Raw genomic sequence first — 21,931 nt, forward strand, 5'->3', positions numbered from 1 at the left:
CAACCTGGTCTACGACCGATAATTTAAAGGCTAGCGTGTAATCGCGTTGGCTGCGCCTTTTACCCGAATCCATTAAGTCCTCCTGAGGAAAGGTCAGAAGGTGTAAACCTTATTCAGGACGGGACACTGAAAATAAAAAAGCCTGTTCCCGATCAGGTTCGGGAACAGGCTTCAGGGCTCAATACTTATCGCACCTTGAATTCAGGCGACCTGAGAGTGTGCCTGCAGACGGCTCTTTTGCCATTCGCCTTTCAGCGCCTGCAGCGTATTTTCCACATACGTGCGGTCGGCCGCCGCTTTTTTGCCGACATAACCCTGACCGCGGCGAAACATCTTCAGCGCAGTGCGCATCTGTGGATGAGCGTCACGGAATTCGTCTTCCTGGGTGAATGGCGACATGGCGTCGACATGGACTTCACCCGAATCGGCAATCCATACGATGTGGTTGTCCAGCGTGTCTTTGCATACTGCAAACAGACGAGCCAGTTCATCAATAGTCGGTTGCTTGTTGATATTCATGTTGATGCTCCTTCGCTCGTAGACCGTTCAATAATTGATACATCAAGTTCATGCGCCAGAGCGTCGTCAATGCAACACACGTAAGTGTTGGTCGAATGTCGCTCCAGCCCCTCAAGGACATGCAGGTAGCCTTGATGAAGAGCCGCTACACCGCGGCATCAGCGCAGAGAGAAGAAGTCACGAAACCCAAAGACCTGGCCCAGGATCGGCAATCGATCCATTACAAGCATCATGAGGACGTTTCGCCAGCTTCTCGCCCTTATCGACGACAAATGCCAGTTCAGCTCCATCAATCTGCCTTGTGGGCAGCCTACATCCGGGAACATCTCGACGGCTTGCCGAGCCTGTTCATCACACCTTTTGCAGTGCTCCCGATCAGGGAGACAGCTGCATAATGCAAGGGCAAATGGAGTGCGTCAACGATTATGTAGTGATTATTTTTAGTCACTACATAATCGTAAGCGGGACGTGGGGTTACGTGAAAAGGTGACTGAAGGGTCATGGCTGACGGACTATCGATGGTGATCAGAGACCGCGGCACGACAGTGTCCGCAGACCAACAAAAAGGCCTGAAAACTTTCGCTTCCAGGCCTTTTCACAACACACAAACAGCTTACTGTCAGCTCACCTTGAAGCGACCGACCAGCCCCTGCTGGTGCTCCGCCAGACGCGCGAGTTCGCGACTGGTGACGGCGGTCTGCTCGGCACCTGCACTCACCTGGATGACCAGCGAGTTGATGTCGTCGACGTTGCGGTGGATCTCTTCGGCCACCAGGCTTTGCTCTTCAGCGGCCGACGCGACCTGGATGTTGCGGTCGCTGATGGTCGCGATGCCTTCGGCGATCTCTTCCAGCAGTTCACCAGCGCGTACGACGTTGCTGGCACCCTCCTGCGCCTTGCCCAGGGTTTCCTGCATCGACGCGGCAGCGCGTTCCGAGCCGGACTGCAGGTTGGCGATCATTTTCTGGATGCTGACCGTGGAGTCCTGAGTCTTCTTGGCCAGATTGCGCACTTCGTCGGCAACCACCGCGAAACCACGGCCCTGCTCGCCCGCGCGGGCGGCTTCGATGGCGGCGTTGAGGGCCAGCAGGTTGGTCTGGTCAGCGACGCCTCGAATGACATCGAGCACCGAGGAAATGGCGTTGCTCTCGCCCTTGAGTTCGTCAATGATTCGTGAAGTCTCTTCAGCCTGGACCGAGAGCCCTTGAATCAGGCCGATGGTGTTGTCGATCTCGGTCTTGCCCTGCACGGTACTGTTGTTGACGCGTTGCGACATCTCGGCCGCGTCGGTGGTGCTGCGCGCGACGTCCTTGACGGTGGCGCTCATCTCGCTGATGGCCGTGGCGACCTGATCGGTGCCCTGGCGCTGCTGCGCGACGTTCTGGCTGGTCTGCAAAGCCACCGCAGAAGACTGCTCGGCGGCGGTGGCGACTTGTGCGGTAGCGCTGCCGATTTCGCGGATGACCTCGCTGATCTGTTGCGCCATGTTGTCCAGATTGCGCGAGATCTCGCCAAATTCATCCTTGCCGATATAGCGGGTTCGCGCGGTCAGGTCGCGGGTAGAAAGTGCCATCAATGTACGGTTAACATCGACAACCGCAATCTTGATATTGCGGATGATCACCGAAGCCAGCCACAGCACTACGATCAGCATCAGGACGACAGTGGCAACCGCCACGTACAGACTGCTTTGAGCGGAGCTACGCGCATCCGTTGCCACGCCGACGACGTTCTGGCCGAGCTCTGCTTCTACCTGAGCCATCATGTCGATACGCACGGTTGCAAGGTTGAACCAGTCTTCCGGCTTGACGTTGAGCGGATCACCCATCGGTGTATCGAAACCCAGGCGTTGCAAGCGCGCTACTTCCAATGAACCCGGCTGCTGCATGACGTCATTGAGTTTGGCCTTGAATACTTCAGGGGACCAGCGCTGAAACGCTTCGAGGTAACCGGAGAACTCTCCCAGGTTACGACTGAAGCGCGATAACAGTGGCGCATCAAAGCGGTTCTGGTTGAATGCCTGAACGAGCAGTACGCGCTCGCGACCGGCACGCTCCTTCATATCCACGAACTGGTTGAGCGAACTCAAGCCACGCAGTATTTCCGGATCTTCGATACTCGCTTCCAGCGAATAGGAGAACCCGACGAGTGTTTTGATAACGTCGGTGAACCGCGTAGAAGACTCGGTGTTGCTGATCCCCAGCGTATCGATCTTGAGGCGCAGCGCGGTCAGGTCATCCAGTGCGCGGTAGACTTTGTCCGGACCGGGAATACCGTCGGTCGACTGGGCGCGCATCTCGCTTATCGCCTTGTCGGTTTCCTGACGGAAGGTCTTCAATTTGTCCTGCATGGACTTGCCGCCGCTGCCCAGAAACACGCCGCTGGCGCCGCGCTCACGCTGGATGGTGGTGACCACGTTACTCAGTTTCTGTGCAACCGCGGTGGCCGTCACTGCGCGCCTCATGTCACCGAGGTTTTCGCTTTTGTCAGCGACGAACAGACCTGCAAAGGCCAGGAAGCCCAATAGGGGGAATATTAAAATAAGCAGCAGTTTCATACTCAAAGGAGCATTTCTAAGCATTGCAGACCTCATGACGTGCAGACTTTTCTATAAAGAATATCCAGGGCGTAACGTTCTGTAGCGTCGACGTTTTTTTGTCGCCAGGGACTGTTCGGTAATCAGCCTGCCGTAGCCGGTCTTGCTTCCGTAACACTGTCTCGGCTGTCTGCCGTGAAGCTTTACCCACTATTTGAATTTGTTAGTTCAAATAGCGAACTCTATAAAGCACAGGGTGCGAGAAGTTTGGATCCACAAAGAAATGACCGCCTTGGGCAGTCATCGTGAGAAAAGAAATATAGAGACACCGAGATTATCACCTGTAACAGCGGTGACAATCTCGGCGAATAGAAGTTGCAACTTTTTCTATTCGCCCCATACGTTTTTATAATGTATTAACGCAGGTTGGTTTTGGCCAGTTCCACCACTTCACTGCCGCGCCCGCTCATGATCGCGCGCATCATGTACAGGCTGAAGCCCTTGGCCTGGGCGAGCTTGATTTTCGGCGGGATGCCCAGCTCCTGCTTGGCAGTGACAACGTCGATCAGCACCGGACCGGGATGATCGAACGCCTTGCGCAACGCCGCTGGCAGCTCTTCGGCGTTCTCCACGCGCAAGCCGAGAATGCCTGCGCCCAAGGCAATACCGGCGAAGTTGGTTTCATGTAGGTCGGTGCCGTGCGGCACATAGCCGCTGGCTTTCATTTCCATGTCGACAAAGCCCAGCGAGCTGTTGTTGAACACCACCATTTTGATCGGCAGGTTCAGTTGGCGGATGCTCAGCAGGTCGCCCAGCAGCATCGACAGACCTCCATCGCCACACAACGCCACCACCTGCCGATCAGGGTGCTCGGCCTTCGCGCCCAGTGCCTGAGGCAAGGCGTTGGCCATCGAACCGTGGTTGAACGAGCCCAGCAGGCTGCGTTTGCCGTTCATGTGCAGGTAGCGCGCTGCCCACAGCGTAGGCGTGCCTACATCGACGGTAAAGATCGCATCAGCGTCCGCTTGCTCGTCGACCAATCGGGTGAGGTATTGCGGGTGGATAGGCGTACCGTCTGGCGTAGGTGTGGCCAGTTCGTCCAGCTCTTCGCGGGCCTTGGCGTAGTGCTTGAGGGCCTTGTCGAGGAAGCGGCGGTCGGCGTGCGGCTTGAGTTTTGACTGCAATGCGTCGAGGGTTTCCCGTACCCCGCCGACCAGACCGAGCGCCACAGGCGTGCGACGGCCCAACTGCGTAGGGTCGAGGTCGATCTGAATAATATCGGCTTTCTCGGGGTAGAAATTGCGGTACGGAAAGCTGCTGCCGAGAATCACCAGCGTGTCGCAGGACAGCATGGCGTGATAGCCGGAGCTGAAGCCGATAAGGCCGGTCATGCCGACGTCGAACGGGTTGTCGTACTCAACGTGCTGCTTGCCGCGCAAGGCATGAACAATGGGGGCGCCCAGCGTGTCGGCCAGTGCGAGGATCTGCTCGTGAGCACCCGCACAGCCTGCACCGCACAGCAAGGTCACGGCTTTCGAGTCGTTGAGCATGTCGGCCATCGACTGCAAGTCGTTGTCCGCTGGAACGACAGTGGGCGGCGTGGCCTCGATCCATTTCGCAGCTACATCAGGGGATTCGCTGAGCGCCACATCGCCGGGCAAGACGATAACCGCCACACCTTTCTGGCTGATCGCCGCGCGCATGGCACGTTCCAGCACACGGGGGAATTGCTCGGGGTTGCTGACCAGTTCGACGAAGTGGCTGCACTCCTTGAACAGCTCCTGCGGGTGGGTTTCCTGAAAGTAATCCAGGCCGATTTCCGAGGAAGGGATGTGCGCAGCAATCGCCAGCACCGGCACGCGGTTGCGATGGCAGTCGTACAGGCCATTGATCAGGTGCAGGTTGCCGGGTCCGCAGCTGCCTGCACAGACCGCAAGCTTGCCGCTGGATGCCGCCTGGGCACCGGCGGCGAAGGCTGCGACTTCTTCATGACGGGTGTGCATCCAGCGAATCGAATCGGTGCGTTCCAGGCTGTCGGTCAGGCCGTTGAGGCTGTCACCGGACACCCCCCAGATGTGGGAAACACCTGCCGCTGCGAGGGTTTGCGCAAGATGGTCGGCGATGGTCTTGGACATTAGGGGTTCCTTGTCGTGTCGAGGCAATAATGAATTCGGTAAAACGCGCGCAGCGCTCTGCCACGCCTGTTGTGGTCGACCCGATGAATTCTCGACAGTTCAGAAAACCTGAGCCCTGTTCAGGGCTCGGTCAGACAGTTTGCATTGGCAAACAACTCATGCGTGCGGGTTGCCCGGCGCCTTGGCAGGGACTGCGTATTGCGGTTTGAGCTTGCCCTCGCTGTCGAGCAGCCAGGCATCGAGAATTTCCCGGACCACAGGGCCCGCGACTCGACCGCCCGCCTCGCCGTTCTCGATGGTCACCGACACCACGATCTTCGGGTGATCGGCTGGCGCGAAGCCGACGAACAAAGCGTTGTCACGGTTACGCTCCAGGGTCTTCAGACGGTTGTAACGCTCACCCTGCTTGATCGCCACCACCTGCGCCGTACCGCTTTTGCCAGCGATGCGGTACTGCACGCCTTTGGCGGCATCGCGCGCAATGCCGCGCGGGTCGTGCATGACCATCTGCATGCCGGTGTTGACCTGATTCCATTCGTTGGGGTCGCGCAGCACGATGTTTGGCATCGGGTGCTCATCAAGCGGCACGTCGTGGCCTACTTCCATCGCCAGGTGCGGCCGATGCCAGACACCTTTGCTGGCAATCAGTGACGTGGCCTGGGCCAGTTGCAAGGGCGTGACCTGCATGTAGCCCTGGCCAATGCCGAGAATCACCGTTTCGCCCGGGAACCAAGCCTGGCGGCGTGTAGCGCGTTTCCATTCGCGGGACGGCATCAGCCCGGCCGATTCCTCGAACATGTCCAGCGAGACCTTTTGGCCGATGCCGAACATGGTCATGTAGTCGTGCAGGCGGTCGATGCCGAGCTTGTGCGCGACGGTGTAGAAGTAGGTGTCATTGGACCGCATGATCGCCGTGTCCATGTCCACCCAGCCATCGCCGCTGTGGTTCCAGTTGCGGTATTTGTGGTCAAAGTCCGGCAGCTGGAAGTAACCGGGGTCGAAGACCTTGGTCGAGGCCGTGACAACACCGCTGTCGAGACCGGCAATCGCCACTTCCGGCTTGACCGTCGAGCCCGGCGCGTAAAGGCCACGCAGCACCCGGTTGAACAGCGGCCGGTCAATGGAATCGCGCAGCGCAGCGTACTGCTTGAAGCTGATGCCGGTGACGAACAGGTTGGGGTCGAAGCTTGGTTTGCTGACCATCGCCAGCACTTCGCCGGTTTCCGGGTCCAGCGCAACCACCGAACCACGTCGATCACCCAGAGCGTTTTCCGCTGCGGCCTGCAAATGCGCGTCCAGCGTGAGGGTGATGTTCTTGCCCGGCACCGGGTCAGTATGTTTCAGCACCCGCAGCACGCGGCCCTGGGCGTTGGTTTCAACCTCTTCGTAGCCTACGTGGCCGTGCAGCTCGGATTCGTAGAAGCGCTCGATACCGGTCTTGCCGATGGATTGAGTGCCGCGATATTCGTTGTCGAGGTGCGACGCTTCTTTTTCGTTGATACGCCCGACATAGCCAATCGAATGGGCAAAGTGCGCGCCCAGCGGGTAGTGACGAACGAACTGCGCTGCCACATCCACGCCCGGTAGCAGGTACTGATTGACCGCGAGTGTGGCGATCTGCTCTTCGGTCAGCTCATACAGCAGGGTCGCAGGCTCGAACGGGTGACGAACCTGTTTCAGTTCCTTGTCGAACAGAATCCGGTCTTCGTCGGGCAACTCCAGCAGGGTCATCAGTTCATCGATCACCTTGTGCCAGTCACCGGCGCGTTCACGGGTCAGGGTCAGATTGAAACTGGGGCGATTGTCAGCGAGCACTTCGCCATTGCGGTCAAAGATCAAACCGCGCTCGGGCGGGATCGGCAACACGTGCACGCGGTTGTTTTCGGAAATGGTCGAGTGGTAATCGAACTCGGTGACTTGCAGGAAGTACATCCGCGCGACCAGGCAGGCGGCCAGCAGCGCGACCAGCACAGCGCAGGCAATCAGGCGCTGATTGACCAGCCGCGTCTCTTTTTCGTGGTCTTTCAGGGGGATTGGATTGGGCATTTCTACAGCTTCTCGATGAAGGGCGAACGGCGCAACTGAACATGTAAATGAAGATTTCGGCGCGCACCATACCAAGAAGCGGCTGATTGCAGGCGATTGAGCCGACAATCGCAGGATGAAAAATCTGTCAGAAACAGCTCATTAAAGCGTGGTCTGCGCCCTGTTCGCGGCCTCGCGGGCCTGCATGATGCGCGGCAGATTGGTCTCGATCCAGGTGGCGAGCGTTTCAACCTGCAAGGCGACTTCTTCGCCCATCGGGGTCAGTCGGTATTGAACATGCGGCGGCACCACCGGCAGTGACTTGCGGCTGACGAAGCCGTCCTGCTCCAGGTGCTGCAAGGTTTGCGCGAGCATTTTCTCGCTGACCCCGCCAATCTTGCGCCGTACCTCGCTGAAGCGATGCATGCCGCCGCGCAAAACCACCAGCACCAGCACGCCCCAACGGCTGCAAACATGGTTGAGCACCACTCGTGAAGGGCAGTCAGTGGCCAGTACCTGCCCCTGACGAACGAAGGCCAGCATAGACTCGACCGTTTCAGACTGTGGATGCGAGGCAGATTCACTCATAACACTTACCTTTTTGTACGTACTTACGAAAGGTGAGCATCATGACTATGCTGGCGCTTCCTATCAACCTGATTCAAGGAATCCTTCCATGATCGTTGTCACCGGTGCCACTGGCCAGCTTGGCCGTATCGTCATTGAACAGCTGCTCACTCGTGTACCTGCAGAGCAGATCATTGCCGCAGTCCGCAGCCCGGAAAAGGCCAGTGACCTCTCGGCAAAGGGCGTTCAAGTGCGTCACGCCGACTATTCGCAGCCGTCGACGCTGGACAGCGCGTTTGCCGGTGCAGATAAGGTGCTGCTGATTTCTTCCAGCGAAGTGGGCCAGCGCCTGCCGCAGCACAAGGCCGTGATTGATGCGGCAAAACGCGTCGGGGTCAAACTGCTGGCTTACACCAGTGTTCTGCATGCAGACGCCTCGGCTCTGGGCCTGGCCAGAGAGCACCGCGAAACCGAAGATTATCTGCGCGCCAGCGGGCTGCCTTGTGTCCTGCTGCGCAATGGCTGGTACACCGAAAACTACACGGCAGGCATTCCAGGCGCTCTGGGCCATGGCGCGGTCATGGGCAGTGCCGACGAGGGCCGCATCAGCTCGGCTTCGCGCCTCGATTACGCTGAAGCGGCGGCGGTGCTGCTGAGCTCCGGCGAGGATCAGAGCGGTCGCGTTTACGAGCTGGCTGGTGACGATTCCTACACGCTTGCCGAGTTCGCTGCCGAGCTTTCAAAGCAGGCCGGCAAGGCTCTGCCTTACGTCAACCTGCCGCAAGCCGAGTTCGAAGCCGCGCTGATTCAGGCAGGCTTGCCAGACTTCGTTGCGCAGTTGCTGGCCGATTCCGACGCGGCAGCAGCCAAAGGCGCGCTGTTCGATGACAGTCACCAGTTGAGCGCGCTGATCGGCCGCCCCACCACCAGGCTCTCTGCAACCATCGCCAAGACCCTGCAAGGCTAAGGCGCGGCAAACCCGATCGAATGATTTGCAGCCATGAAGGTCCCAGTTATTACGAGGCATTAAGCCATCGCCTGATACCAAAGACTGGGAGTTTTTACATGAATAGCAAATCGTTGATCGCCTGCATGACCTTGCTCGGCTGCTTCTCCGCCGTCACCCTGCCCGCTCACGCAGCAGAGACGGCGGACCCGAAAGTCAGCGAATCCAAAGACAATATGCACGAACTGGAAATCGGTTCCCGCGTGCCAGAAAAATATCGCCGCAGCGATCTGGAAGTAAAAGACTGGAAAAGCAAAGGCCTGGAAGCACCGGCCAAGGAAAGCGAATGGGTGAAGATCAATGACAAATACGTACGCTTTCAGAAGGTCAACGGCAACATCATGGATATCGTGCCGGTGAAGAAGTAAGTATCAACAAGTAAGCACAGCGCTGTGGAGCACAAGCCTGGCGTTAGTGATTCATATATAGGCTCATCGCAACTAAGCCCGGTGCCAATGCCACGCATTGGCACGCATTGGCACGCATTGGCACGCATTGGCACGCATTGGCACGCATTGGCACGCATTGGCACGCTGCACTGCGGGCATAGCTTGTCGCAAATAGCCCCGCCACCAACCAAAACCATTGCTTTTTTGTCCGCTTGCCTTACAAATGCGGTGTTGCCAGCCGGTAACATCACTGCCACCTTCTCTGCGAGCCTGCTCCATGTCCAGAACCGTCGCCATTGCCTTCGCCTGCCTGCTTTCATCAACAGCCCAGGCCGCCTGCCCTGCTGCGACCCCGGTCGATACAGCGCGCTGGGTCTACGAAAAGCATCAGGACTTCTACCTGAGTGGCAAAGGCTCGGCTGATTACCTGTCCAAACCTTTACTGGGCTTGCTGAGAAAAGACTGGGCCTGTCAGAACGGTGACCAGTGCGCAGTCAGCGCCAACCCCTGGACCGACGCGCAGGATGGCGATGTGCAGAAGCCCATCGACTGGAAGCTGGTGTCCAACTCCGACAAGCAGGCGGTGGTCGAGATGACCTACAACCTGGGCTACAAAGACGCCCCACAGCAGCCGGTCACCAGCCAGACCACTCGTCTGCTGCTGACTAAAAATGCCAGCAGTTGCTGGGTGCTGGACAATCTTCAAGGGCCGCAGGGTGTCGCACTGATGCAGACTCTGGAGGAATTTCCCTACGAAGGTGATTGATCGGCCTTGAAACAATCCGTCATTCTCGGTATCACAGGCACTTGAATTTCACGAGCGAGCACCATGAATACCTTTGAGCAATCGATTATTGAGGCTGCGCAGGCCGCCACGCCCAATAACACCGATGCCGAACGCGAAGCTGCAAGAGTTGCCGCCACGCAGGCAGTGGCCGAAATCATGTCCAGCCGCAGCGGGCTGGACCGTACCCTGGCATTGGCCGAGTTGCTGGATTCCTACTCGGAACATGACGATCAGGAAGACGATTAGGCCGGGCCGCAGCAGGCAAAAATTTATTAGCTGTTTATTTACCTGCGACGTTAAAGAAAGCTACTCTAGCGGCCGATAATTCGATTGAGTGATTTCATCACAGCCACCCAGTCATTTAGTCATTTAGTGCGCTCGGATGCGACCTATAGGGGAACCGTCCGTGCAAGTCGAACAACTGAAAGACATCCAGGCCTACGTCAGGCGCACCGCCGACGACCTTGAACGCGTCTCGGCCAATCTTGCCGGACATCTTTTGTACCTGGAACGTACCTCTCGCCCGCATGAAGCGCAGGAAGTCAACGAGCGAATCCTGGGCTTGCGTGCATCAGTCGATGGTCTTCGTGGTGTATTCCGGTAACTGACCCTCTACCTTTCCCCAGCCTGCGACAGCGGCCTCGCTACTTCTTCCAGAGACTTGCGTTCGGCAGCCGCGCCCCATATCGACTGCACCAGCGCCGCGAACAGCATCAACCCTGCCCCGATCAGATAGCCGATCAGCACATTGCTGCGTTCGCCGGTTTCTATCAACTCACCAAACAACGTCGGGCCTATCATCCCGCCCAGCCCCGTACCGAAGGCGTAGAACACCGCAATCGCCAATGCGCGGATTTCCAGCGGAAAGGTTTCGGCCACTGTCAGGTAGGCCGAGCTGGCCGCCGCCGAAGCAAAGAAGAAAATCACCATCCAGGCAATTGCCTGCTGAGTCACGTCAAGCAGACCTTGCTCAAACATATAGCCACTGATCGCCAACAGCACGCCTGATACACCGTAGGTCAGGCTGATCATGACCCGCCGCCCCACCACGTCAAACAACCTGCCCAGCAGCAGCGGACCGCAGAAATTGCCCAGCGCCAGCGGCAACACGTACCAGCCGACGCGCTCGGCCGGCACGCCATAGAAGTCGGTCAATACCAGTGCGTAAGTGAAAAAAATCGCATTGTAGAAAAATGCTTGGGCCGTCAACAGCGTCAGGCCAACCAGTGAACGCTGGCGAAACGTCACCAGCAACGTTCTGGCAACCTCCCCCAGTGGCGTGTGGTCGCGCACGTGCAGGCGCAAGGGTCTGCCCTGCACCGCGGGCAGCACATGGCCCTGGCGCTGCAAATCGGCCTCTATCTGCTCAACGATCTTCTTCGCCTGCGCGGCCTGGCCGTGAATCAACAGCCAGCGTGGGCTTTCCGGTAGCCACAGACGCATCAGCAGCACCAGCAGGCCCAATACCGCACCAATCCCGAAACACAGGCGCCAGCCCAGTTCGGCACCTACCCATTGCGGGTCGAGCAACACAATCGAGCCAATCGCGCCCAGCGCAGCACCCAACCAAAACGTGCCATTGATGGTCAGGTCGACCCAGCCCCGGTAACGCGCCGGGGTAAATTCCTGAATGGTCGAATTGATTGCGGTGTACTCGCCACCGATACCCATGCCGGTCAGAAAGCGGAACAGCATGAAGCTCCAGACACTGAATGAAAACGCCGTGGCGGCCGTGGCACCGACGTACAGCAGCAAGGTGATGAAGAACAGTTTGCGACGCCCGAGACGGTCCGCCAGCCAGCCAAAAAATAACGCGCCGAGTACGGCACCGGCGATATACGCGGCACCCGCCAGGCCCACGTCACTGTTGGTCAGGTTGAGCGATGGACTGGCTTTCAGGGCGCCAGCCACCGAGCCTGCAAGGGTCACCTCCAGGCCATCGAGCAACCAGGTGATACCCAGCGCCACAACCAGCAAGGTGTGAAACCGCCCCCAGGGCAAGCGGTCCAGACGGGCCGGCAAATCGGTTTCGAACACTGCACCCTTTTCATCGGTTGTGGTCATTTCCGGCTCCCTGACAGCGAACATTGGTGTCAGGTTTGAGAGTGGCTTGCGGCGATCAAGTTCAGCTCACCCAGAACCACAGCAACGTCAGATTGGCGGCAGAGATCAGACCGAACAGTCCCCAGGCGGCAAACTTGACCAGTCGACTGTTGACGAACGGCCCCATCAGCTGCGGATCACTGGTAAAGCGAATCAGCGGCCAGAGCGCAAACGGCAGTTGCAGGCTCAGCACCACCTGGCTGAGCACCAACATCTTGCCGACCGAACTGTCACCCAGCCAGATCACCCCGATCAGCGCCGGAATCAGTGCCAGTGCGCGAGTAATCAAGCGGCGCTGCCAGCAGGGAATTTTGGCCTGCAGAAAGCCTTCGAGCACCACTTGCCCGGCGATGGTCCCGGTGAACGTCGAACTCTGCCCTGCCGCCAGCAAGGCGACGCCGAACAGCACACTGGCAATGGCACCGCCGACCAATGGATCAAGCAAGTGATAAGCGTCCTGAATCTCGACCACTTCGGTATGTCCGGTCTTGTGAAACGCCGCAGCCGCGAGGATCAGAATCGCCGCATTGATCAGCAACGCTAGGCTCAGCGAACCGATGGTGTCCAGCCGGGCGTAGCGAATGGCAGTGGCCTTGCTGGCCAGGTCAGCACCATTGACCCGGGTTTGCACCACCGACGAATGCAGATAAAGGTTATGCGGCATGACCGTGGCACCCAGAATACCGATGGCGATATACAGCGGCTCCTGGCTGCTCAGTACATCCCAGCTCGGTTTCAGGCCCGCCACCATATCCGGCCAGAATGGCTTGATGAGAAACAGCTCGACGGCAAAACAACTGGCAATGGTTGCAATCAACCCCAGCACGATAGCTTCCAGGCGCCGGAAATTGGCACCCTGCAAGGCCAGCACGATCAGGGTATCGAAAGCGGTCAGCGCTACACCGGTGGTTATCGACACGCCCAGCAACAGATGAAACGCTAACGCCGCCCCCAGTACCTCTGCCAGATCGGTGGCGATGATCGACAGCTCTGCCAGCAGCCACTGGCCTTTGGCGACATTACGGCTGTAGCGGGCAGCAGACAGCTGCGCCAGATCACGCCCGGTGGCGATGCCAAGGCGGGAACAGAGGTTTTGCAAGACCATTCCCGACAGACTGGCCAGCACCACTACAAACAACAATGAATAGCCGAAGCGCGACCCGGCCTCGATAGCCGTCGCCCAGTTGCCGGGGTCCATGTAACCGATGGAAACCAGCAGGCCGGGTCCCACGAACAGCATCATCTTGCGCAGCAAGGACGCATTCGGCGGGATGGTCACGCTGTCAGTGGTCGCCGAGGGGCAGAAAGGGGCTGTTGCAGTGGTGGGCAGTTTGTACGTCACGGGAATCCGACAGGCAGAAAATCAAGACCTTCATCCTAAGGTTTTGCGACACATGTTGATACATCCTTGGAGGCTTCGTGCCTGCTGTTTTGGCGCTTGCCGGTCTTCGACGCTAGCGCTGCATTGCTGATCGCGAGTTATTTCGACGGTGCACAGCCTGACCCAACCGGTATAAACACTCAAAAACCGTACCAACTAAACAATTATTAATCTTTAAAGGACCATTGACCGCATTAAAAGACCATTCATTACAAATTGTAAAGAGTACCATTCAGGCCTCTACAAGAATCCAGGATTGCCTTCAATGAACTCATCACCTCGCACAGGTGCACCCAAGGGCGAACAGCTGCGGGCAGCGTATATCTCGGCACGCATTGATCGACTGCCTGCGGTTGCTACTATCTGGAAACTGGTTGCCCTGCTGTCTATCGCCGGTTTTTTCGAGCTTTACGACCTGTTTCAGACGGCCTACATCAGCCCCGGTCTGATTCGCGACGGGATCTTTGCCACGGGAAGCCAGGGCCTGTTCGGCTTTTCCGATCAGGCAGCCTTTGCCTCGGCAACCTTTCTGGGCCTGTTTTTCGGTGCCAGTCTGGTCAGCCCGATTGCCGACCGTTACGGTCGCCGCGCAATTTTTACCTTCGCGCTGATCTGGTACACCATTGCCACGGTGATCATGGGTCTGCAGACCTCTGCTCTGGGCGTGATAGGCATGCGCTTTGTGGTAGGCATCGGTCTGGGCGTCGAGCTGGTGACCATCGACACCTACCTGTCGGAACTGGTGCCCAAACGCATACGCAGTTCAGCGTTCGCCTTCGCATTTTTCATCCAGTTTCTGTCAGTTCCCAGCGTGGCGCTGATGTCGTGGTGGCTGGTGCCCCAGGCACCCTTCGGCTTTTCCGGATGGCGCTGGGTGGTGATTGGCAGCGCGGTATTTGCGCTGTTTGTCTGGTGGCTGCGTTCAGCCCTGCCGGAATCACCACGCTGGCTGGCGCAGCAAGGGCGTTTCGACGAAGCCGAGCTGATCATGGACGGAATCGAAGCACGTTGTATCAAAGACCAGGGCAAGCCACTGGATGAACCTGAACCGGAGAAAGTCGCGCTGTCAGGCAACGGCCGCTTCGCCGATATGTGGCAACCGCCTTACCGTCGTCGCGCACTGATGCTGATCGTATTTCACGTCTTCCAGGCCATTGGCTTTTTCGGCTTCGGCAACTGGCTGCCCGCTCTGCTTTCCGGCCAGGGCCTGAGTGTCACACACAGCCTGGGGTATGCGTTCGTGATCACGCTGGCCTATCCGCTCGGTCCGTTGCTGTTCGTGAAATTTGCCAATCGCTTCGAGAACAAATGGCAAATCGTCGGCTCAGCGTTGGGAGCGATGATCTTCGGCAGCCTGTTTGCCTTCCAGACAAGCGCAGCAGGCCTTATTTTCTGCGGAATCATGATCACATTCTGCAACGCATGGCTGAGCTTCAGTTATCACTCGTACCAGGGCGAGTTGTTTCCGACCAACATCCGCGCACGTGCCGTAGGTTTTTGCTATTCGTTCAGCCGCCTGTCAACGGTGTTCAGCAGCCTGCTGATCGGGGTTTTCCTCGACCACTTCGGCACACCGGGCGTACTGGCGTTCATTGTTGGCAGCATGCTGATCGTGATCATCACCATTGGCCGGTTCGGACCACGTACGCGCAATCTGGCGCTGGAGCAGATAGCCCACCGTTGAGTGGCCTGACCGTGGAGTGGGTTCAGGCCTGAGCCCACTCCACATTGGTCACACCAAAGTGTTCAGCATAAGGTTTGGACACTTTGGCGACTTTCTCCAAACGGTATTTCGGTATGCGCGCAAGGCCCGCGTCAACACTTGCACAGTGCCATGCTTCAGCGTTGTCCATATTCTCGGTGCGTATATAAAAACTCTTGAACGAACCGTTCAGCAGATAATCAATGCGGTAATGCTTTGGAAGTGCCATTGAAAGCCTGATCCTTTTTTCAGCAGTGGCTTGAAGTATAGGTGACTGCATTCACTGCAAAGAAATTCATTATTTTTTCAATGTCGGCGACCAACGAAGATCCCCATTCGGATATATCAGCGAATACCCAGGCGCCTGGCAAGTCGATTGAGATTGGCTCTGTCCACCGCTAAATCGCGCGCTACTTCTGCCCAACGGCCTTGATGTCGTTCAAGACAATCAACAATCAAGGAACGCTGAAAAGCATCCACCGACGCCTTCAGCCCTGCTCCCTGCACAGCCGCTGAAAGGGCTTTTCCGGCCGTAGGTAGCGGCGTGGCAGACGCCGAGCCGTCGAGACCCAGTGCTGGCCCTTCTACCGTCAGGATGCGCGGCTTTTGCGGATGGGCAGACAATGCCTTGAGCACCGCCCGGCTGATCAGGTGCTCCAGCTCACGAACGTTACCCGGCCAGTTGTGCGCAAGCAGCAGCCGCTGTGCCTCAGCGCTCAGACGCAGCCCACGCAGCCCCATGCGCACACGGTTTTCCTCGAGAAAATAGCCGGCCAGCAGCAACACATCCCGTCCGCGCTCGCGCAGTGCTGGCACGAGCAGCGGGTAGACGCTCAATCGATGATAGAGATCCGCCCGAAACCGGCCGGAGCGCACTTCCTCGGCCAGATCACGATTGGTGGCAGCGATGATGCGCACATCCACATGGTGTTCCTGATCAGAGCCGACCCGTTGCAACTGACCGCTTTGCAGCACACGCAACAGCTTGGACTGCACCGACAATGGCAGCTCACCCACCTCATCAAGGAACAGCGTACCGCCATCCGCCAGCTCGAACCTGCCGCTACGCCCGTTGACCGCTCCGGAAAAAGCGCCTTTGACATGCCCGAACAATTCGCTCTCGACCAGCATTTCAGGCAGCGCGGCGCAATTGAGACTGATCAGCGGCTTGTGTGCCCGCGGCGAGTGCAGATGGATGGACTCGGCCACCAACTCCTTGCCGACACCGGTTTCACCCGTGACCAGTACCGTCAGCGGGCTGTTGCCGACCAGTTCAATCTCCTGCTGCATACGCTGGTGAACCGCGCTCTGACCAATCAGCTCGCGAGGCGCTCGCCCTCCGGCAGCGCGCTTGTAGACCTCGGCCAACTGTCGCTGATCTTCAAAACCGCGCGCCAATTGGTTGATACGCTCGCCCGCCATGACCGTTGCCGCTGCGAGACTGGCAAAGGCCTGCAGGTTATCCAGATCGACGCTGCCAAAGCTGGAAGGGTCCAGCGAATCCAGCGTAATAAGCCCCCAGGGCCGCCCTTGAACAGCCAGCACACAGCCCAGGCAGTCATGCACTTCGAGCGCGCCATGACCGTCGACCAGACCGTCATAAGGGTCCGGTAAATCGCAATCGGCAGCAAAGCGCAGCGGCCCGTCGCTCGTAAGCAACGCCTCGAAGCGTGGATGCTCGCTGACCCGGAAGCGGCGGCCGAGCGTGTCCGGACTGAGGCCGTCGACCGCCAGCGGAATCAGCACATCACCCTCAAGCCTGAGCAGTGCAGTAGCGTCGCAAGGCAACCAGTGGCGCAGCGAGCACAGCAGACGCCGATAACGCTCTTCGTCCGGCAGTTCTCTGGACAGGTTGGACACCAACGGTATCAGCTCACGCAACAGGGGATGGGTCATTACGACTCCGGCAGGCTGTCAACAAAGGGGTCATTATGACTCGCCAGGCCGAACAAGTGGTCACCGCGATGATTATCCAGGCTCGCCCGTTCTGCCACTTTATGTCGAACCCCTTGTATCAACGCGCGAATAGAGTCCTCCGGGTTAATCAGCTATTTGAAATGACTCATTAACTTTACAGTTTCCGCACCAGATTCCGTGAGTTGATCAATCAATGAATCAATAGCGTTCATGCAGTCATAGTTGCCCGACCCTTAATTTTTCTGACGCCACAGGCACGGCTGAATGATGGATATCGTTTAATTTTATTGATGTGGCGATTGTCCGGCTTTGTTCCATAGTGCGCTCACTTTTACAGGAGCAACTGTCCATGCCCGGCACTCAAGGAAGAGCTCTTGAGGTTGATACACCTCTGGTTGTCGACCTCGATGGAACGCTGCTGCGTTCAGATTTGCTGTTTGAAACTGCGGTGGCCTTTATCCGCAGCCGACCACTGCAGGTATTCAGGCTTTTTACCTGGCTGTTACAAGGCAAGGCGCTCCTCAAGCAAGGGCTGGCTCTGGGCACCGACATCGACGTTGCGTTACTGCCCTACGACGCTGCGGTCATTGCTTATATCCAGGCCGGGCGGCAGCACGGGCGCAGGGTGATCCTGGCAACGGCCTCTCACGTAACCCTTGCCAACCAGATCGCAGCGCACCTGCAAATGTTTGATCAGGTCTGGGCTTCGGACGGTAAGACCAATCTTTCTGCCCATCGCAAACGCGATTTGCTGGTCAGCCATTATGGTGAGGGCGGTTTTGATTACATCGGTAATTCCCGGGACGACCTGTGCATCTGGAAAGTATCACGCAAGGCCATCGTCGCCAGCCCGCTCGCAGGTGTGGAACGCGAGGCGCGGGCACAAGGAAACGTCGAACAGGTGATCAAATCCACATCGTCCCGACGCAGTGCGTGGCACAAGGCGTTACGCCTCCACCAATGGCTGAAAAACACACTGCTTTTTGTGCCCCTGCTCGCAGCTCACCAAGTCCAGAGCACGCAATTGCTGCTCGACGGATTACTGGCATTTTTGTGTTTCGGGCTGTGCGCATCAAGCGTCTACCTGCTCAATGACCTGCTTGATCTGGCAGATGACCGCCACCATCGCAGCAAACGCGAACGCCCGTTCGCCAGCGGTCAGTTGCCGATCGAGTCCGGCCTGCTGGTGATCCCGCTGTTGCTCGCAGCAGCCTTCGCCCTGGCGGCAATCATGTTGCCATGGCAATTTGCGGCGGTGCTGGCTGCCTATTACCTGCTGACGCTGGTCTACTCGCTTTACCTCAAGCGCCACATGGCAGTCGATGTCATTGTTCTGGCGATGCTCTACACCACGCGCATCCTGGCCGGTGCGGCGGCGTTTCAGTTGCCGCTGACGTTCTGGATTCTGGCGTTCTCAATGTTTCTGTTTCTCAGCCTTGCGCTGGTCAAGCGCTATGCCGAACTGCGCGACGCGAGGCTGTGCGATGTGACCGGCAAGACACGCGGCCGCGGTTACTACCCGGGCGATCTGGACATGATCGCCTCCTTGGGTGCATCGTCGGGCAATCTGGCGGTAATGGTCCTGGCGCTCTACATCCATGAGGGCGCAACGGTAGCCCTTTATCAGCATCCGCATGTAATCTGGCTGGCCTGTCCGTTGCTGTTGTTCTGGATCACGCGGGTCTGGATGCTCACCCATCGCGGCCAGATGAACGAGGACCCGGTAGTTTTCGCAATCCGCGACCGGATCAGCCAAGGGATCGGTTTTCTGTTCCTGCTGGTGTTCTGGATCGCCGCATGAGCGCGCCTCTCTACTCCTGGGGGCGCTACCCGCAGGTTGCCCAGCAAGGTCATGACTGTGAGGCGATAAACCGCTTGCCGGCGCACCTCTCAGAGACACTGGCGCACCATCAAACCAGCCTGCCGTTCGGTAATGGCCGTAGCTACGGCGACAGTTGTCTGGCCAGCAGTGGTCACGTACTGGACATGCGCAAGCTGGATCGCTTCATCGCCGCCGACTGGCAGCACGGCGTGGTGCAACTGGAAGCAGGCATGACCCTGTCGCAACTGCTGGCGGCGGCGATCCCGCGCGGCTGGTTTCTACCGGTCACACCGGGCACGCAGTTTGTGACGATAGGCGGCGCGCTTGCCAACGACGTGCACGGCAAGAATCATCATCTGCGCGGCACCTTCGGCTGTCATGTCATACGCTTCGAATTGATCCGTCATGGCGAGCCGCCGATGGTCTGTTCGGCCATGGAAAACCCTTTATTTTTCGCTGCCACCATCGGCGGCCTGGGCTTGACCGGCGTTATCAGTCGGGTCGAGCTGCAATTGATGCCCATCCGTACCAGTCAGATCAACAGCATGGTGGTGCGCTTCGCCAATCTGGCAGAATTTTTTACCCTGTCGCACGAGCTGGACGCGCAGCACGAATACAGCGTGGCCTGGATTGATTGCCTGGCGCGAGGCAGTAATAGCGGCCGTGGCGTGTACATCGTCGGCGACCACGCTCGTTACGGGTCGCTGGCGGTCGATGCGCCCAAGCGTCTGAGCATACCGTTCATTCCCCCGCGTTCGCTGGTCAACCATCTGTCCTTGCGTGCATTCAATTCGATCTACTGGCACGCCCATCCACAACAGGCCAAGGCCCGCCGCAGCTCTTGTGAAGCGTTCTTCTACCCGCTGGATCGCATCCTGCACTGGAACCGTCTTTATGGCCGCAAAGGGTTTCAGCAATACCAGTGCGTGATCCCCGAGCATTGCGCGCCCAAGGCCATGCAACTGCTGCTCGATGCGATTGCTGCCTCGGGCCGGGGTTCATTCCTTGCGGTACTCAAGCGCTGCGGCGATATCGCTTCGCCGGGGGTGCTGTCCTTCCCGATGCCGGGTACTTCGCTGGCACTGGATTTTTCGCAGACGCGCGAGCTGGCCAAAACACTGTTCCCACGCCTGGATGCCATTGTCCGTGACGCGGGTGGACGGTTGTATCCGGCAAAAGATGCGCATATGACCGGGAGCGATTTCCGCCAGGCCTATCCAGCCTGGGAGCAACTGGAAGCACTGCGTGACCCTTCCTTGATGTCCCGCTTCTGGAAACGAGTGATGCCATGAAAAAAATTCTGATCATCGGCGCGACATCAGCCATCGCCCACGCCTGTGCCCGACTCTGGGCTGCGCAGGGCTGTGATTTCTTTCTGGTGGCGCGCGACGTGGAGAAGCTCGACAGCAATGCAGCCGATCTCAAGGCGCGCGGTGCCGGACGTATCGACACTCACCGTCTGGACGTTACGCACTTTTCAGAGCACCCGGCGATGCTGGCCGACTGTCTGGCTGCATTGGGGCAGATCGATATCGTACTGGTGGCTCACGGCACCCTGCCCGACCAGAAGGCCTGCGAGCAATACGCAGGCCTGGCCATACAGGAATTCATCACCAACGGTGCAGCGGTTATTGCCTTGCTGACCCTGCTGGCCAGGCATTTTGAAGTGCAGCGCTGCGGCACACTGGCGGTGCTTTCCTCCGTCGCAGGTGATCGAGGACGCCCTTCCAATTACCTGTACGGCTCGGCCAAGGCTGCCGTCTCGACGTTCTGCGACGGGTTGCAGGCGCGGATGTTCAAGCTCGGCGTACACGTAGTGACCATCAAGCCAGGCTTTGTCGACACGCCTATGACCCACGGTTTGCCGTTGCCTGCCTTGCTGGTGGCGCAACCGGAAGCTGTTGCCGAGCGCATCGTCAAGGGCATCGCGCGCCGGTCTACAAGCCTTTATGCGCCGGGCTTCTGGGCATGGATCATGTGGGTGATTCGCGCGATTCCACAGCCATTATTCAAAAGGCTCGACCTTTGAGCGACATGTCGCTGCTGTCAGGCTGGCGCTATCGGGCGGCGCTGCTGTCGGTCGTCCTCTCGGCGCTGGGCTATCTGGGTTTTTCCCTGTGGGGCGGCTGGCAGGCAGTCAGCGCAGCAACCGGCAAGGTCGGGGCGCAGGGCATTGGCTTGGTCTTGCTGATGTCGGCAATCAATTACGCGCTGCGCTTCGGACGCTGGCAGCTTTACCTTGAGGTGCTGGGGCATCCGCTTGCCTGGCGGCAAAGCCTGCGCATCTACCTCGCCGGCTTTGCTCTGACAACCACGCCCGGCAAGGCAGGCGAAGCATTGCGTGGCGTATTGCTCAGGCCGCTGGGCGTACCGTACCCACGAAGTTTTGCTGCATTTTTCAGCGAACGCCTGTCCGACCTGCTGGCTATCGTGCTGCTGACGCTGTTTGGTTTGTCATGGTACCCGCAGGCGCAACCCATGATCTTTATAGGCCTGGCGCTGGTTCTGGCGGGGCTGCTGGTGCTGTCTCAGGGGCGTTTACTGAAGCACATGCAAGGTGCGCCGCCAACCGAAAAGAGCACACGACTGCGCAGGCTGTGGCGGCAGCTGTTCGACATCCTGCTCGCCGCCCGTCAATGCCTGCATGGGAGAGTGTTGCTGACCGCCAGCCTGCTCAGCCTGCTTGCCTGGAGCGCCGAGGCATTGGCGTTTTACTGGATGCTTGGCTGGATGGGCGCGCAGATCCCACTGACGTTTGCCGTGTTCACCTACGCCCTGGCAATGCTCGCCGGAGCGTTGAGCTTCATGCCGGGTGGACTGGGCAGTGCCGAAGCAGTGATGGTCGGGCTGCTGATGTTCAAAGGCATGCCCGGTGCTGACGCGATTGCCGCCACGCTGCTGATACGTCTGGCGACCCTGTGGTTCGCGGTGGCGATCGGTGCCGTGATGCTTTCCCGGTTCAACGCTGCACCACCGGGGCGTCAGCCTTGAGGCAGTAAAACAGGCACCCGCCACCTTTTGTTCACCTCACGGAGGAGCTGT

The 21,931-nt window shown here is 58.5% G+C and carries 20 protein-coding genes; 11 read left to right on the top strand and 9 right to left on the bottom strand.

Features of this window, described 5'->3' with window-relative positions; genetic code table 11:
- Positions 1-201 precede the first annotated feature (201 nt).
- The gene (locus RGM3321_RS18235) at positions 202-519 is read right to left on the bottom strand and encodes a hypothetical protein (RefSeq protein ID WP_005755789.1); all 318 of its coding nucleotides are present in this window, start codon (positions 517-519) and stop codon (positions 202-204) included.
- 134 nt (positions 520-653) lie between these two features.
- On the opposite strand from RGM3321_RS18235, the gene RGM3321_RS18240 reads away from it, so the two are divergent.
- Positions 654-914: a hypothetical protein gene (locus tag RGM3321_RS18240; protein WP_244394257.1), complete on the top strand. Its 261-nt coding sequence runs from the start codon at positions 654-656 to the stop codon at positions 912-914.
- 224 nt (positions 915-1,138) lie between these two features.
- On the opposite strand, the gene RGM3321_RS18245 is transcribed toward RGM3321_RS18240, so the two are convergent.
- The 4 genes from RGM3321_RS18245 to RGM3321_RS18260 all read right to left on the bottom strand — a co-directional run bounded on the left by RGM3321_RS18245 (position 1,139) and on the right by RGM3321_RS18260 (position 7,803).
- On the bottom strand, positions 1,139-3,100 hold the full coding sequence (locus RGM3321_RS18245; protein WP_244394258.1) for a methyl-accepting chemotaxis protein: 1,962 nt from the start codon (positions 3,098-3,100) through the stop codon (positions 1,139-1,141).
- Positions 3,101-3,471: 371 nt separating this feature from the next.
- Entirely contained in the window at positions 3,472-5,190 is a 1,719-nt protein-coding gene (gene poxB / locus RGM3321_RS18250) for a ubiquinone-dependent pyruvate dehydrogenase (RefSeq protein ID WP_244394259.1), read from the bottom strand.
- A gap of 156 nt (positions 5,191-5,346) precedes the next feature.
- Positions 5,347-7,236 (bottom strand): penicillin-binding protein 2, encoded by a 1,890-nt coding sequence (gene mrdA, locus RGM3321_RS18255; RefSeq protein WP_244394260.1) that lies wholly within the window; start codon positions 7,234-7,236, stop codon positions 5,347-5,349.
- A gap of 141 nt (positions 7,237-7,377) precedes the next feature.
- On the bottom strand, positions 7,378-7,803 hold the full coding sequence (locus tag RGM3321_RS18260; protein WP_244394261.1) for a helix-turn-helix domain-containing protein: 426 nt from the start codon (positions 7,801-7,803) through the stop codon (positions 7,378-7,380).
- Between the two features lie 88 nt (positions 7,804-7,891).
- On the opposite strand from RGM3321_RS18260, the gene RGM3321_RS18265 reads away from it, so the two are divergent.
- The 5 genes from RGM3321_RS18265 to RGM3321_RS18285 all read left to right on the top strand — a co-directional run bounded on the left by RGM3321_RS18265 (position 7,892) and on the right by RGM3321_RS18285 (position 10,568).
- Positions 7,892-8,749: an SDR family oxidoreductase gene (locus RGM3321_RS18265; protein ID WP_244394262.1), complete on the top strand. Its 858-nt coding sequence runs from the start codon at positions 7,892-7,894 to the stop codon at positions 8,747-8,749.
- Positions 8,750-8,847: 98 nt separating this feature from the next.
- On the top strand, positions 8,848-9,156 hold the full coding sequence (locus RGM3321_RS18270; protein ID WP_244394263.1) for an RcnB family protein: 309 nt from the start codon (positions 8,848-8,850) through the stop codon (positions 9,154-9,156).
- A gap of 298 nt (positions 9,157-9,454) precedes the next feature.
- Positions 9,455-9,943 carry a DUF3828 domain-containing protein gene (locus tag RGM3321_RS18275; protein WP_244394264.1) on the top strand — a complete coding sequence of 163 codons (489 nt, stop codon included), beginning with the start codon at positions 9,455-9,457 and terminating at the stop codon, positions 9,941-9,943.
- A gap of 63 nt (positions 9,944-10,006) precedes the next feature.
- Positions 10,007-10,210 carry a hypothetical protein gene (locus tag RGM3321_RS18280; RefSeq protein ID WP_244394265.1) on the top strand — a complete coding sequence of 68 codons (204 nt, stop codon included), beginning with the start codon at positions 10,007-10,009 and terminating at the stop codon, positions 10,208-10,210.
- A 160-nt stretch (positions 10,211-10,370) separates the two neighbouring features.
- On the top strand, positions 10,371-10,568 hold the full coding sequence (locus RGM3321_RS18285; protein WP_058401135.1) for a hypothetical protein: 198 nt from the start codon (positions 10,371-10,373) through the stop codon (positions 10,566-10,568).
- A gap of 8 nt (positions 10,569-10,576) precedes the next feature.
- Here RGM3321_RS18285 and RGM3321_RS18290 read toward each other — a convergent pair whose 3' ends face one another.
- Together RGM3321_RS18290 and RGM3321_RS18295 are read right to left on the bottom strand one after the other, a co-directional pair.
- Entirely contained in the window at positions 10,577-12,028 is a 1,452-nt protein-coding gene (locus RGM3321_RS18290; RefSeq protein ID WP_244394266.1) for an MFS transporter, read from the bottom strand.
- Positions 12,029-12,089: 61 nt separating this feature from the next.
- A complete protein-coding gene (locus RGM3321_RS18295; protein ID WP_279614067.1) occupies positions 12,090-13,397 on the bottom strand; it encodes an Nramp family divalent metal transporter in 1,308 nt (435 codons plus the stop codon).
- Between the two features lie 316 nt (positions 13,398-13,713).
- Here RGM3321_RS18295 and RGM3321_RS18300 point away from each other — a divergent pair, with 316 nt between their 5' ends.
- Complete coding sequence (locus tag RGM3321_RS18300) at positions 13,714-15,132, top strand: MFS transporter (RefSeq protein ID WP_244394267.1); 1,419 nt, start codon at positions 13,714-13,716, stop codon at positions 15,130-15,132.
- 22 nt (positions 15,133-15,154) lie between these two features.
- Here RGM3321_RS18300 and RGM3321_RS18305 read toward each other — a convergent pair whose 3' ends face one another.
- Positions 15,155-15,379 carry a DUF6555 family protein gene (locus RGM3321_RS18305; RefSeq protein WP_004658504.1) on the bottom strand — a complete coding sequence of 75 codons (225 nt, stop codon included), beginning with the start codon at positions 15,377-15,379 and terminating at the stop codon, positions 15,155-15,157.
- Positions 15,380-15,495: 116 nt separating this feature from the next.
- A complete protein-coding gene (gene norR / locus RGM3321_RS18310) occupies positions 15,496-17,046 on the bottom strand; it encodes a nitric oxide reductase transcriptional regulator NorR (protein ID WP_244394268.1) in 1,551 nt (516 codons plus the stop codon).
- 370 nt (positions 17,047-17,416) lie between these two features.
- Between norR and RGM3321_RS18315 the strand changes: the two genes are divergently transcribed.
- The 4 genes from RGM3321_RS18315 to RGM3321_RS18330 are packed head-to-tail and all read left to right on the top strand — an operon-like array spanning position 17,417 to position 21,880.
- Entirely contained in the window at positions 17,417-18,868 is a 1,452-nt protein-coding gene (locus RGM3321_RS18315) for a UbiA family prenyltransferase (protein ID WP_244394269.1), read from the top strand.
- Positions 18,865-20,181, top strand: coding sequence for an FAD-binding oxidoreductase (locus tag RGM3321_RS18320; RefSeq protein WP_244394270.1), 1,317 nt, complete (start codon positions 18,865-18,867; stop codon positions 20,179-20,181). The genes RGM3321_RS18315 and RGM3321_RS18320 overlap by 4 nt, the downstream gene beginning before the upstream one ends.
- Positions 20,178-20,918, top strand: coding sequence for an SDR family oxidoreductase (locus RGM3321_RS18325; protein ID WP_244394271.1), 741 nt, complete (start codon positions 20,178-20,180; stop codon positions 20,916-20,918). Before RGM3321_RS18320 ends, RGM3321_RS18325 begins: the two co-directional genes overlap by 4 nt.
- Complete coding sequence (locus tag RGM3321_RS18330) at positions 20,915-21,880, top strand: lysylphosphatidylglycerol synthase transmembrane domain-containing protein (protein WP_244394272.1); 966 nt, start codon at positions 20,915-20,917, stop codon at positions 21,878-21,880. Before RGM3321_RS18325 ends, RGM3321_RS18330 begins: the two co-directional genes overlap by 4 nt.
- The last annotated feature ends 51 nt before the right edge of the window (positions 21,881-21,931 follow it).

It is taken from the genome of Pseudomonas sp. RGM 3321, from assembly GCF_022836805.1.
Classification (GTDB): domain Bacteria; phylum Pseudomonadota; class Gammaproteobacteria; order Pseudomonadales; family Pseudomonadaceae; genus Aquipseudomonas.